General features: G+C 64.7%; 11 protein-coding genes. 6 read left to right on the forward strand and 5 right to left on the reverse strand.

Going from position 1 to position 12,222, the window contains the following annotated elements; genetic code table 11:
* Positions 1-55 precede the first annotated feature (55 nt).
* Complete coding sequence (locus DEM27_RS14080) at positions 56-880, reverse strand: transporter substrate-binding domain-containing protein (RefSeq protein WP_109458872.1); 825 nt, start codon at positions 878-880, stop codon at positions 56-58.
* A 242-nt stretch (positions 881-1,122) separates the two neighbouring features.
* Between DEM27_RS14080 and kce the strand changes: the two genes are divergently transcribed.
* The 4 genes from kce to DEM27_RS14100 all read left to right on the forward strand — a co-directional run bounded on the left by kce (position 1,123) and on the right by DEM27_RS14100 (position 4,117).
* Positions 1,123-2,055, forward strand: a complete 933-nt coding sequence (gene kce, locus DEM27_RS14085; RefSeq protein WP_109458873.1) for a 3,5-dioxohexanoate:acetyl-CoA acetone transferase — start codon at positions 1,123-1,125, stop codon at positions 2,053-2,055.
* Entirely contained in the window at positions 2,055-2,567 is a 513-nt protein-coding gene (locus DEM27_RS14090; RefSeq protein ID WP_109458874.1) for a GNAT family N-acetyltransferase, read from the forward strand. The genes kce and DEM27_RS14090 overlap by 1 nt, the downstream gene beginning before the upstream one ends.
* A 24-nt stretch (positions 2,568-2,591) precedes the next feature.
* Positions 2,592-3,626 (forward strand): histone deacetylase family protein, encoded by a 1,035-nt coding sequence (locus DEM27_RS14095; RefSeq protein ID WP_109458875.1) that lies wholly within the window; start codon positions 2,592-2,594, stop codon positions 3,624-3,626.
* Positions 3,627-3,712: 86 nt separating this feature from the next.
* Positions 3,713-4,117 carry a DUF3307 domain-containing protein gene (locus DEM27_RS14100; protein WP_109458876.1) on the forward strand — a complete coding sequence of 135 codons (405 nt, stop codon included), beginning with the start codon at positions 3,713-3,715 and terminating at the stop codon, positions 4,115-4,117.
* Here the strand turns inward: DEM27_RS14100 and DEM27_RS14105 are convergent, their stop codons facing one another.
* Both DEM27_RS14105 and DEM27_RS14110 read right to left on the reverse strand, forming a co-directional pair.
* Positions 4,118-4,354: an Lrp/AsnC ligand binding domain-containing protein gene (locus tag DEM27_RS14105; RefSeq protein WP_109458974.1), complete on the reverse strand. Its 237-nt coding sequence runs from the start codon at positions 4,352-4,354 to the stop codon at positions 4,118-4,120.
* A 95-nt stretch (positions 4,355-4,449) separates the two neighbouring features.
* On the reverse strand, positions 4,450-5,340 hold the full coding sequence (locus DEM27_RS14110) for a LysR family transcriptional regulator (protein WP_109458877.1): 891 nt from the start codon (positions 5,338-5,340) through the stop codon (positions 4,450-4,452).
* A gap of 150 nt (positions 5,341-5,490) precedes the next feature.
* Between DEM27_RS14110 and DEM27_RS14115 the strand changes: the two genes are divergently transcribed.
* The gene (locus tag DEM27_RS14115) at positions 5,491-6,774 is read left to right on the forward strand and encodes an NAD(P)/FAD-dependent oxidoreductase (RefSeq protein WP_109458878.1); all 1,284 of its coding nucleotides are present in this window, start codon (positions 5,491-5,493) and stop codon (positions 6,772-6,774) included.
* Positions 6,775-6,885: 111 nt separating this feature from the next.
* Entirely contained in the window at positions 6,886-8,424 is a 1,539-nt protein-coding gene (gene amaB, locus DEM27_RS14120) for an L-piperidine-6-carboxylate dehydrogenase (RefSeq protein WP_109458879.1), read from the forward strand.
* Positions 8,425-8,506: 82 nt separating this feature from the next.
* Here the strand turns inward: amaB and DEM27_RS14125 are convergent, their stop codons facing one another.
* Together DEM27_RS14125 and pdxA are read right to left on the reverse strand one after the other, a co-directional pair.
* Entirely contained in the window at positions 8,507-10,954 is a 2,448-nt protein-coding gene (locus DEM27_RS14125) for a heavy metal translocating P-type ATPase (protein WP_109458880.1), read from the reverse strand.
* A gap of 98 nt (positions 10,955-11,052) precedes the next feature.
* Complete coding sequence (gene pdxA / locus DEM27_RS14130) at positions 11,053-12,072, reverse strand: 4-hydroxythreonine-4-phosphate dehydrogenase PdxA (protein WP_245445831.1); 1,020 nt, start codon at positions 12,070-12,072, stop codon at positions 11,053-11,055.
* Positions 12,073-12,222 lie beyond the last annotated feature (150 nt).

The raw sequence follows: 12,222 nt of genomic DNA on the forward strand, positions 1-12,222 counted from the left end.
TGGGCTCGTGCAACCGAAACAGAGAAACGGGCGGCAGGGCCGCCCGTATCGGAAATCAATCGGCGCTATAATCCTTGCCGTACCACTTGGTGGTCAGCGTCCCGAGCGTGCCGTCCTTCTTCATTTCCTGGATGATGCCGCCGACCTTGGCGGTCCAATCCGGATCGACCTTCTCGGCGATGACGACGAGCGGCTCGCGGAAGGCGTATTCGCCTTCGATCACCTTCAGCGGATAGCCGTTCTTGATGGCGTTCATCGCTGTCTGCTCCGGCGCGATCACCGCGTCGAGGCGCACGCCGTTGCCGAGGCGCAGGTCGTCGAAGGGCAACATCGAATCGGCGAAGGTGCGGACTTCGCCCGGTTCCAGCTTGTATTCGATCGGCGGCAGGCCGGGCGCGTCGATTTCAAGCTTGCGATTGATAAAATCTTCCGATGTCGTCGCCGTTTCGACGCCGATCACCTTGCCGTTGAGATCGGTGACGGATTTGGCGTCGCTGTCCTTGTGGACGACATAGACATAGGGGCTGTAATAATAGATGCCGACGAAATCGATGACCTGGGCCCGCGCCTTGGTGGGCGTCACCGAGCCGACGCCGAGGTCGTAGCGACCCTGCCAGCGGCCGCCGGTCAGCGTCTGCCAGTCCGGTGTCTCGAAGCTCACCTCGACGCCGAGGCGCTTGCCGATCTCGCGGGCGACGTCGATGTCGAAGCCGACCATCTCGTTGTTGTCGTCGAGAAAGCTCTGGGGTGGCCAGCCGCTGTTGGTGGCGACGACCATCGCCTTCTTGCCCATGACACGGTCCAGCGTTTCACCGGCCTGGGCGGTCGAGGCAAAAGCCAGCGCGGCGCCGACCGCCAGATATGCGAATAGTTTCTTCACGAAATCCTCCTTCGTCGCGGATCAGACCTTGTTCCCGTTTCTATAAGATGTCTGACAACTTCAGTTGATCCGAAGACACGAGCTTCGTCAATAGCGACTCAAGGGGATCGGCGAAACAAAATCGCCGACGCGAATGATTGCCGTATGGACCGTCCCGCCTCTGGCATTTCGCTCCATTCTTTGGCTAGTGTAGCGGCGAAGATCCGCCGAAGGCGGTTGTGGAGAACAAGCGAGTGGCAGGCATGTCGAAGAACAAGGTCATCATCACCTGTGCGGTCACCGGCTCGGTGCACACGCCGTCGATGAGCCCGCATTTGCCGGTGACGCCGGCCGAGATCGCCGAACAGGCGATCGCTGCTGCAGAGGCCGGCGCCTCGATCCTGCACCTGCACGCCCGCGATCCGTCCGACGGCCGGCCTTCCGCCGATCCCGCCGTCTTCCTGCAGTTCCTGCCGGTCATCAAGCAGGCGACGGATGCGGTGATCAACATCTCCACCGGCGGCAGCTCTTTGATGACGCTCGACGAGCGGCTCGCCGCCGCACTCAAGGCCGAGCCGGAAATGTGCTCGCTCAACATGGGCTCGATGAATTTCGGCATTTTCGGCCTGGCCAAACCGGGCATGGAATGGAAACACGACTGGGAACCGCGGCTGCTGGAAGCGACGCGCAGTGGCATCTTCAAGAACACCTTCGCCGATATCGAGGACATCCTGAAGCGGCTCGGCGAGGGCTGCGGCACGCGTTTCGAATTCGAATGCTACGATGTCGGCCATCTCTATTCGCTGAAACATTTTTACGATCGCGGGCTGGTGAAGGGGCCGTTGTTCATCCAGTTCGTGCTGGGCATCCTCGGCGGCATCGGCGCCGATCCGGAAAACCTCGCGCACATGAAACGTATCGCCGACAAGCTGTTCGGCGACGACTATCGTTTCTCCGTTCTGGCCGCCGGCCGCGCCCAGATGCCGTTGATCACCATGGGGGCGACTTTGGGCGGCAATGTCCGTGTCGGGCTGGAGGACAGCCTCTATATCGGCCGCGGCGAACTGGCGACATCGAACGCGCAGCAGGTGGCGCGTATCCGCACCATCCTCGAAAACCTTTCGCTGGAGGTGGCCACGCCCGAAGAGGCGCGCAGCATGCTGGCGCTCAAGGGCGGCGACCGGGTGGCCTTCTGATGGTGACGGCAAACCGAAATGCGCTGCTGATCCGCAAGGCGACAGCCTCCGATGCCGAAACCATCCTGGCCGGCATCCGCATGATCGGCGATCATCTCGGCACGCCGCACAAGATCAGCGCCACGGCCGAGGATTTCCGCCGCTATGGCTTTGGCCCCTCGCCGGCCTTCGAGGTGCTGATTGCCGAAATCGACAGCGCGTTCGCCGGGCTCTGCCTGTATTTTGCGAGTTTTTCCACCTGGCGCGGCAAGCCGGGGGCCTACATCCAGGATCTGGTGGTCGACACGGCGTTTCGCGGCACCGGCGTTGCCGAGGCGCTGTTACGGCAGACGGCACGGCATGTCCGAGACAAGGGCGGCGTCTACCTGCGCCTTTCCGTCGATGCGGAAAACCTCACCGCCCGGCATTTTTACGAGCGGGTCGGCCTGCTGCACCAGCCGGAAGAACATATTCATGCTATTTACGGTGACGCCTTCGATGCCCTCGCCGGCCTCGATGAAAGCGGCGTCTGACAGACGATAGGATACGGAAGCGAAATGAAGACCTTTTTTGCCGAAGAACAGGCGATCCACGACCCCCGAATGTTCTTGTCCAGCGGGGCGCAGAAACCCAATCCGGAAAAGCCGGAGCGCACCAACCGCCTGCTCGCCGGCGCCAAGGCGGCCGGGTCCACCATCGAGCGGCCCCGCGACCACGGTTTGAAGCCGATCGCCGCCATTCATACGCCGGAATACCTCGCCTTCCTGCGCACCATCTTCGAACGCTGGCAGCGCATCGAAGGCGCCTCCGAAGAGGTGATCCCCAATATTCACCCCTTGGCACGCGCCGGCAGCTATCCGGCCTCCGCCGTCGGCCAGGCCGGTTACCACATGGCCGATACCGCCTGCCCGATTTCCGCCGACACCTGGCTGAGCGCCTGCTGGAGCGCCTGGAGCGCGGTGGAGGCCGCCGAGACGGTGCTGTCCGGCGCGCGGGCCTCTTATGCGCTTTGCCGCCCGCCGGGCCACCATGCCTTTGCCGATGTCGCCGGCGGCTTCTGCTTCCTCAACAACTCCGCCATCGCCGCCCAGCATCTGCGCAGCCAGGCGAAACGTCTCGTCATCCTCGACGTCGACCTGCATCACGGCAATGGCACGCAGGGCATCTTCTACCGCCGCGACGACGTGCTGACGGTTTCCATCCATGCCGATCCGATCCGCTTCTATCCGTTCTTCTGGGGATATGCGGACGAGCGCGGCGAAGGCCCGGGCCTCGGCTACAACCTCAACCTGCCGCTGCTGCGGAAATCCGGCGACGCGGAGTTTCTCGAAGCGCTTTCCGCTGCGGCCGAACGCATTGAAGCCTTTGCCCCGGATGCGCTGGTGGTGGCGCTGGGGCTGGACGCCTTCGAAGGCGACCCTTTCGGAGGGCTCTCGGTGACGACGCCCGGCTTTGCCCGCATCGGCGAAGCGATCGCCGACATGGGCCTGCCGACCGTCATCGTCCAGGAGGGCGGCTATCTCTGCGATGCGCTCGGCGATAACCTGACATCTTTCCTCGGCGGCTTTATCGGCGCGGGCGGGGCGCGATGAGGGGTTTTCGGCCGGAGGCGATATCGAGGACGGCGGAGGCCGATGGCTCGCCGCTCTGCTGCCGGTGCAAGGGAGCGCGCTGAACCATGGTCGCGATGCCAGACACCGTTCCGACGTTCTGGCTACTCGCGGCAGCGACTGCTTTCCTGCTCAAGCATCTCGCCGCGGATTTCCTGCTGCAAACGGACTGGATGGCGCGCGGCAAGGAGGCGGAACGCGGTTGGCTGGCGCCTTTGGCGGCGCATGTGGCGGTGCATGCCGCCATCACCGCCCTGATCTTCACTGTCGCCGCGCCGGCGCTTGTCTGGCTCGCCGCGGCCGATTTCGGCGTGCATTTCTTCATCGACAGGATGAAGGGCATCTTCGGGCGCAAGCTGACGCTTGCCCCGTCCTCATCCGGCTTCTGGTGGCTGATGGGGATCGATCAGACGCTGCACCATGCGACGCATCTGGTCTTCGTCGTCGCCCTTGCCGCGGCAAAGGCCGCCTGATCAGAACGCCGTGAACGTCAGCGTCGTCAGCGAGCGCATGATGCCCGGAATGTTGGCGATGTGCTCGTTGATGAACTTGCCGATGTCCTTGTCTTCGTTGACATAGACCTTCATCAGCAGGTCGTATTCGCCGCTGGTGGAATAAAGCTCCGAGACCAGTTCGGTCTTGTAGATCGCATCGGCCACCTGGTAGGTCTTGCCGGGCGCGCATTGAAGCTGGACGAAGATCGGTTTCATGCTGGTTTCCTGCGAAATAGCGATGCCGCCCTTCTTAAAGACGAGAGCGGCCGAAAACAATATGGGCGAAATCGGTACCAGCATGCAAGGCATGCTTATGTCGCGGCCGCCTCGCGAAGAATCCATTCGCGGAAGGCGGCGAGCGGCGGATAGGTCAGCCGTTCGGCGGGACAGACGAGATAATAACCGCCCGCACTCTGCATGTCGGCGCCGGCTGCCACCAGTTCGCCGCGCCGCAACTCCTCCTCGATCAGGAAGGTCGGCAGAAGCGCCACCCCGAGACCGGCCGCCGCCGCCTGCGCCGCTGTGGCAAACTGGTCGAACAACATGCCGTGGACGCTCGGCTCCGGCACCGCATGGTCGATCAGCCAGCGTTCCCAGGCATCCGGCCGGCTGGTCAGGTGCAGCAAGGGCACGGAAAGGAAATCCGCCGGCTGTTCCAGCCGGTGACGGGCGCGAAAGGCCGGGCTGCAGGCCGGCACGACGCGCTCCGACATCAGGAAGGCAAGCTCGGCACCCGGCCAGTGCGGATGGCCGAAATGAATGGCGGCATCGATCGAATCGAGCCGGAAATCGAAGGGCGAAAGCCGTGTGACGAGATTGACCGTCGTACCCGGATTGCTTTCCAGAAACCGCCCGAGACGCGGCGCCAGCCAGCGGGTTCCGAAGGTCGGCAGGATCGCCAGCGTCAGGGCGCCGCCGTCCGGGTTGGCCCGCAGGTTCAGCGAGGCGCTGGAAATGCGCCGCAACGCCTCGCGGATTTCTCGCGCATAGGCGTCGCCGGCGAGCGTCAGCCGGATCGTCTGGCGCTCGCGCACGAAAAGTGCGACGCCCAGCTGCTTTTCCAGCGCCTTGATCTGCCGGCTGACCGCGCTTTGCGTCAGGTCCAGTTCGCGGGCGGCGATGGTGACGCTGCCGGTGCGGGCGGCGGCTTCGAAGGCCGCCAGCAGCGACAGCGAGGGCAGGAAACGGCGGGCGGGCAGCATGGGTCATTCCCAATCAGAATGAACTCTTGATAATAAGTCGATATTCATCATCATGCCGTGGCTGTAAAGACGGACGATCGCAGATTTCGGCTGTCCGATCAGGTGCATTCGGGCAGATCCGCAGACGGTCTGGCGACAGGGAAGACAACGATGCTGAACGACCCCCGCTCCCACGGTCTCTGGGAAAAGACCGCCCCGCCCGCGCCCGTGACGTCGTCGCTCATCGGGGATGTCACCGCCGATGTCGCCATCGTCGGCGGCGGTTTTACCGGGCTTTCGGCGGCGCTGCATCTGGCGGAGGCCGGTCGCAAGGCGGTGGTGCTGGAGGCGACGGAGGTCGGTTTCGGCGGCGCGGGCCGCAACGTCGGGCTGATCAACGGCGGCATGTGGGTGATGCCCAACGACCTGCCGGGCGTGCTCGGCCCCACCTATGGCGAGCGGGTTCTGGAGCTTCTGGGCGGTGCGCCGCTGGTCGTGCGCCAGCTGATCGAAAAACATGCCATTGCCTGCGAGCTGGAGACGAACGGCACCCTGCATTGCGCCGTCGGTGACGATGGCCTCAAGGAACTGGAAGAGCGGCACCGTCAATGGAAGGCGCGCGGCGCGCCCGTCGAGCTTCTCTCGGCGGAAGAGACGGCGGCGCGGATCGGTTCGACCGGATATTCCGGCGCCTTGTATGATCGCCGGGCCGGGACGCTGCAGCCGCTTGCCTATGTGCGCGGCCTTGCGCATGCCGCCCTTGCTGCCGGCGCCGGCCTCCACACCGGCAGCCCGGTGGAAGGTTATGAAAAGACCGGCAGCGGTTGGCGCGTCAGGACGCCCGGGGGATCGGTAACGGCGCAATGGATCCTCGTTGCCACCGATGCCTATTCGACCGGCCCCTTCTCGTCCGTCCGCACAGAGCAGATCCACCTTCCCTATTTCAATTTTGCCACGAGGCCGCTTGGCGACAACCTGTCGCGCTCGGTGCTGCCTGGCCGCGAAGGCTGCTGGGATACCAAGGAAATTCTGTCGTCCTTCCGCATGGACCAGGCCGGACGCCTGGTCTTCGGCAGCGTCGGCGCCCTGCGCAACACCGGTTATGCCGTTCACAAGGCCTGGGCGAAGCGCGCGATGAAACGCCTCTTCCCGCAGCTCGGCGATATCGAGTTCGAGTCCGAATGGTATGGCAAGATCGGCATGACCGCCGATGCCGTGCCGCGTTTCCATCGTTTTGCCGAGCGTGTCGTCGGTTTTTCCGGCTATAACGGTCGCGGCATTGCGCCCGGAACCGTTTTCGGCCAGACGCTCGCCCGCCACATTCTCGGTGACATCGCCGAGGCCGACCTGCCTCTGCCGGTCACCGATCCTAAAGACCAGAGCTTCCGCGCCGTCAAGGAAGCGTGGTATGAGGCCGGCGCGCAGGTGGCGCATTTTGCCGGCGAACGTTTCTGACGCATGTCCAGCCGAAGCGAGGCGCTTCGGCGTCGGACAATGCGGCAAAAAAGAATCGAAAGCATTCCATCCGTCGTCGTGACAACCACAAGAACCATTGGAAAGACCAACATGACCCTCGCACAGCTTGATCTCGCCGCAGACGTCAAAAAGATCCTTGCCGACCTCGGCGTTTCGGAAGCACGCTTCACCGGCGGCACGCTGTCTGTGACGTCGCCGATCTCGGGCGCCGAAATCGGCCGCCTGCCGGAGGACAGCGCCGCCGCAACGGCCGAAAAGATCGAAGCTGCCCACAAGGCCTTCCTCGAATGGCGTCAGGTGCCGGCGCCGAAGCGCGGTGAGCTGATCCGTCTGCTCGGCGAAGAACTGCGCGCCGGCAAGGCCGCGCTCGGCCGCCTCGTCTCGATCGAAGTCGGCAAGATCACCTCCGAAGGCCTCGGCGAGGTGCAGGAAATGATCGACATCTGCGATTTCGCCGTCGGCCTGTCGCGCCAGCTCTACGGCCTGACGATCGCCACCGAGCGCTCCGAGCACCGCATGATGGAAACCTGGCATCCGCTCGGCGTCGTCGGCATCATTTCCGCCTTCAACTTCCCGGTGGCCGTCTGGTCGTGGAATGCCGCACTGGCATTGGTCTGCGGCAACGCGACGATCTGGAAGCCGTCGGAAAAGACGCCGCTGACGGCGCTGGCCACGCAGGCGCTGTTCGAGCGTGCCGTCAAGCGTTTCGTCGCCGAAGGCGGTACGGCGCCGGCAAACCTCTCGACGCTTCTGATCGGCGGCCGCGCCATCGGCGAGGTGCTGGTCGATCACCCGAAGGTGCCGCTGGTTTCCGCCACCGGCTCCACCGCGATGGGCCGCGTGGTCGGTCCACGTCTGGCGCAGCGTTTCGCCCGCTCGATCCTCGAACTCGGCGGCAACAACGCCGCCATCGTCTGCCCGACGGCCGATCTCGACCTGACGCTGCGCGGCGTCGCCTTCGCCGCCATGGGCACGGCCGGCCAGCGCTGCACGACGCTGCGTCGTCTTTTCGTGCATGACAGCGTCTACGACCAGCTCGTTCCGCGCCTGCGGAAGGCCTATGGCTCCGTCGCCGTCGGCAACCCGCTGGAGTCAGGCACGCTCGTCGGCCCGCTGATCGACAAGGCCGCTTTCGCCAACATGCAGACGGCGCTGGACGGTGCCAAGGCCGCCGGCGGCACCATCACCGGTGGTGACCGCGTCGACAACGGCTCGGAAAACGCTTTCTACGTGCGTCCGGCGCTGGTGGAAATGCCGTCGCAGAGCGGTCCGGTCGAGCACGAAACCTTCGCGCCGATCCTCTACGTCATCAAGTACAGCGATTTCAACGAAGCCCTGGCGCTGAACAATGCCGTGCCGCAGGGCCTGTCGTCGTCGATCTTCACCAACAACATGCAGGAAGCCGAAACCTTCGTTTCCGCCCGCGGTTCCGATTGCGGCATCGCCAACGTCAACATCGGCCCCTCGGGCGCTGAAATCGGCGGCGCTTTCGGCGGCGAAAAAGAAACCGGCGGCGGCCGCGAATCCGGTTCGGATGCCTGGAAGGGCTACATGCGCCGCTCGACCAACACCATCAATTACGGCAAGACCCTGCCGCTCGCCCAGGGCGTCAAGTTCGACGTGGAGTGAGGGCTTCGCTGTTCGGAGGAGTGCGTCTCCACCCTGAAAAAAAGGCCACCCCGATTGCGTGTCGGGGTAGCTTTTTTTCGTCTCACCCCCTGAATCGCTTCAGACGCATGGCATTGCCGAGCACGAAGATGCTCGACAGCGCCATGGCGCCGGCAGCCAGCATCGGCGAAAGCGTCGTGCCGGTCAGTGGATAGAGCACGCCGGCCGCCACCGGGATCAGGATGACATTGTAGGCGAAGGCCCAGAACAGGTTTTCGGAAATGTTGCGGATCGTCGCCTTCGACAGTGCGATGGCCCGCGACACGCCGAGGAGATCGCCCGACATCAGCACGACGTCGGCGCTTTCGATGGCGATGTCGGTGCCCGTGCCGATGGCGATGCCGACGGCGGCCTCCGCCAATGCCGGGGCATCGTTGATGCCGTCGCCGACGAAGGTGACCACCCGCCCGCCTTCACCGAGCCGCCTGACCACATCCACCTTGCCGCCGGGAAGGACCTCTGCCACGACCTCGTCGATGCCCAGTTCGCGGGCGATGGCTTCGGCGGTGCGGCGGTTGTCGCCGGTGATCATCGCCACCGTCAGCCCCATGCCGTGCAGGGCCCGGATCGCCTCCGGCGTCATCGGCTTGATCGGATCGGCAACGGCGATGACGGCGGCTAGCCTGCCATCGACGGCGGCATAGAGCGGCGTGCGCGCCTTCTCGCCCATGGCGCGGGCCTTTTCGGCAAAGGGCGCGACATCGAGGCCGAGTTTTGCCATGTAGCGATCCGCGCCGATGGCGACCGTCCTGCCGTTCACGGTGGCCGAGACCCCATAACCGGCTTCCGCGGCAAAATCGCTTGCCGCGGCGGGCGAGATGCCCTCCTGCCGCGCTGCCGCGACGATGGCTTCCGCGACCGGATGCTCCGACCGCGCCTCGACGGCTGCCACCAGCGCCAGCACGTCAGCTCTTTCGAACCCTTCCGTCACCTCGAAATCCGTCAGTTCCGGCCGTCCGGCCGTCAGCGTGCCGGTCTTGTCGACGGCGACCACCTGCGTGTCGCGCAAGGTCTGCAGGCCGTCGCCGTTGCGGAACAGGATACCGAGTTCGGCGGCGCGGCCGGTGCCGACCATGATCGAGGTGGGCGTCGCAAGCCCCATGGCGCAGGGGCAGGCGATGATGAGCACGGCAACCGCGTTGACCAGCGCAAAGCTTAGCGCCGGCTCCGGACCGAAGACCAGCCAGACGAGGAAGGTGAGCACGGCAGCCGCCATCACCGCCGGCACGAACCACGCCGTTACCCGGTCGACCAATGCCTGGATCGGCAGTTTCGAGCCCTGCGCCATCTCCACCATGCGGATGATCTGGGAGAGCACGGTATCGGCGCCCACCTTGGTGGCGCGGTAGGTCAGGCTGCCGGCCTTGTTGACGGTGCCGCCGACCAGTTCGCTCCCCGCCGCCTTGGCGACCGGCACCGGCTCTCCCGATATCATCGACTCGTCGACGAAGGACTGGCCTTCCGTCACGAGGCCGTCCACGGGGATGCGTTCGCCGGGCCGCACCTGCACGATGTCGCCTTCTTGCACCGCGTCCATCGGCACGTCGACAAACTGTCCGTTGCGCTCGACGCGGGCGGATTTCGCCTGCAGGCCCATCAGCCGCTTGATCGCCTCGCTCGTCCTGCCCTTGGCGCGAGCTTCGAGGTAGCGGCCGAAGAGGATCAGCGTCACGATCACCGCCGCGGATTCGAAATAGACGTTGCGGGTGCCCGCCGGCAGCAGCGACGGCAGGAAGGTCGCCACGGTGGAATATCCCCAGGCGGCCCCGGTGCCGAGCACGACGAGGGAGTTCATGTCCGGAGCCAGCCGGAAGAGCGCCGGAATACCCTTGGCGTAAAACCGGAGGCCGGGGCCGAACTGCACGATCGACGCCAGCACGAAGCAGAGGACGAACACCGCCTGTTGCCCGACCGTCATCGCCAGCCAGTGATGGAAGGCGGGGAAAAGATGCGCGCCCATCTCCAGCACGAAGACCGGCAGGGTCAGGACCGCAGCAAGGATCAGGTCGCGTTTCAGCCGCCGCATCTCCTGCTCGCGGATCTCGGCGCGCGCGTCCCCGGTCGTGGAAAGCTGAGGCGCCCGCGCCTCGTAACCGGCCTTATGAACCGCCGCCGCGATGGCGCTGTTCGGCACGCCGGCAATGGCGCGGACGCTCGCCCGTTCGGTCGCAAGGTTGACGTTTGCCGCGATGACGCCGGGCACGGCGGCGATCGCCGTTTCGACGCGCCGGACGCAGGAGGCGCAGGTCATGCCTTCGATGTCGAAGTCACGCAGGGTCGTTTGCACTTCATAGCCGGCCTTGTGGATCGCCTCGATGACCGGCGCGGGATCGACGGACGTCTCGAAGGTGACCTCGGCCGTTTCGCTCGCCAGATTGACGTTGGCCGCGCTGACGCCCGGGACCTTGCGGATCGCCGTTTCGACACGACGCACGCAGGAGGCGCACGTCATCCCCTCGACCGGAAAGCTCTGCCGCAGATCTGCCGCCATGGTTTTATCCTCGATCCAATTTCAGTTGGAAACGGGTCTAAAGCTTCCAGCAACGGGAAGGTCAACAGCAAAAAAGGGCCGTTCTTGACGGAAACCAGCTAAGCTTGCCGGGTCAGCGCATATTGCGCATAAGCGATGGCCTCGATCAGGCTGCTCGGCTGCGCCACGCCCCGACCGGCGATGTCGAAGGCGGTGCCGTGATCGACGGAGGTGCGGATGATCGGCAGGCCGAGCGTGACGTTGACGCCGCTAAGCTCGGTCCACGTCCCGGTCGCAGCGTCGATGACGAAGCCGAGCAGTTTTACCGGAATGTGCCCCTGGTCGTGATACATGGCGATGACGGCGTCGTATTGGCCTGCCCGCAGCTTGACGAAGACGGTGTCGCCCGGCACCGGGCCGAGAATCCGCCATCCCTTCGCCTGGTAGTCGGCGACCACGGGGGCGGTGATGTCGATATCGTGGCGGCCGAAGATGCCGCCCTCGCCCGCATGCGGGTTCAGCGCCGCAATGGCGATACGCGGATCGTTTATGCTGAGCGCCACGAGTGCTGCATGGGTGAGATCGACGACACGGCGAATGCGGGCAGCCGTCGCTTTTTTCGGAACGTCCTCAAGGGCGCAATGGGTGGTGACGTGGCTGACGCGAAAGTTCTGGTGCGCCAGCATCATGACGCTGTCGCGGACGCCGGTGAGGTCTGCCAGCATTTCGGTGTGGCCGGGATAATGGTGGCCGCCGAGATGCAGGGCTTCCTTGTTGAGCGGTGCCGTCACCATGGCGCCGATCCGGCCGGAGAGCGCGAGGTCCACCGCCATGCGCACGGCCTCGAAAGCTTGACGCCCGCCTTCGGCGGAGACGCGGCCGGTCTCGATCGGTTCCGCCGGCCGGCTGGTCGGCAGGATGGCCGCCGATGGCGCGGTGTCGAGATCGTCCGCCTGAATGACGGGCGGTACGGGGAGGCCGAGCTTGCTGCCCGTCGCTGTCAGCGTTCCGGCGTCGCCGATCAGCAGCAGGCGGGTGTGCGCGGCGTCAGACGCCGCGGTGAGGGATTGGATGGCCTTGAGGGCGATTTCCGGGCCGATGCCGGCCGGGTCTCCGAGCGTGATTGCGATCGTCTTCATGTCAATTCTGTCCATCCTGCGGGTCTTGTGGCGGATTTGTACCAGATTATCACCCACCAGAAAGAGAATTTTTGAATGTTTTGAAATTATGTGGAATTTTTTGACGCGTCTTGTGACGCCAATTGATTTGGCCTAACGTTCGTAAAATTC

This window comes from Rhizobium album (genome assembly GCF_003122325.1).
In the GTDB taxonomy this organism is placed as follows: Bacteria; Pseudomonadota; Alphaproteobacteria; order Rhizobiales; family Rhizobiaceae; genus Metarhizobium; species Metarhizobium album.

Coding starts and splice junctions, on each gene's coding strand:
- kce (WP_109458873.1), top strand. CDS start 1,123: ATGTCGAAGAACAAGGTCATCATCACCTGTGCGGTCACCGGCTCGGTG.
- DEM27_RS14090 (WP_109458874.1), top strand. CDS start 2,055: ATGGTGACGGCAAACCGAAATGCGCTGCTGATCCGCAAGGCGACAGCC.
- DEM27_RS14095 (WP_109458875.1), top strand. CDS start 2,592: ATGAAGACCTTTTTTGCCGAAGAACAGGCGATCCACGACCCCCGAATG.
- DEM27_RS14100 (WP_109458876.1), top strand. CDS start 3,713: ATGGTCGCGATGCCAGACACCGTTCCGACGTTCTGGCTACTCGCGGCA.
- DEM27_RS14105 (WP_109458974.1), bottom strand. CDS start 4,354: ATGAAACCGATCTTCGTCCAGCTTCAATGCGCGCCCGGCAAGACCTAC.
- DEM27_RS14110 (WP_109458877.1), bottom strand. CDS start 5,340: ATGCTGCCCGCCCGCCGTTTCCTGCCCTCGCTGTCGCTGCTGGCGGCC.
- DEM27_RS14115 (WP_109458878.1), top strand. CDS start 5,491: ATGCTGAACGACCCCCGCTCCCACGGTCTCTGGGAAAAGACCGCCCCG.
- amaB (WP_109458879.1), top strand. CDS start 6,886: ATGACCCTCGCACAGCTTGATCTCGCCGCAGACGTCAAAAAGATCCTT.
- DEM27_RS14125 (WP_109458880.1), bottom strand. CDS start 10,954: ATGGCGGCAGATCTGCGGCAGAGCTTTCCGGTCGAGGGGATGACGTGC.
- pdxA (WP_245445831.1), bottom strand. CDS start 12,072: ATGAAGACGATCGCAATCACGCTCGGAGACCCGGCCGGCATCGGCCCG.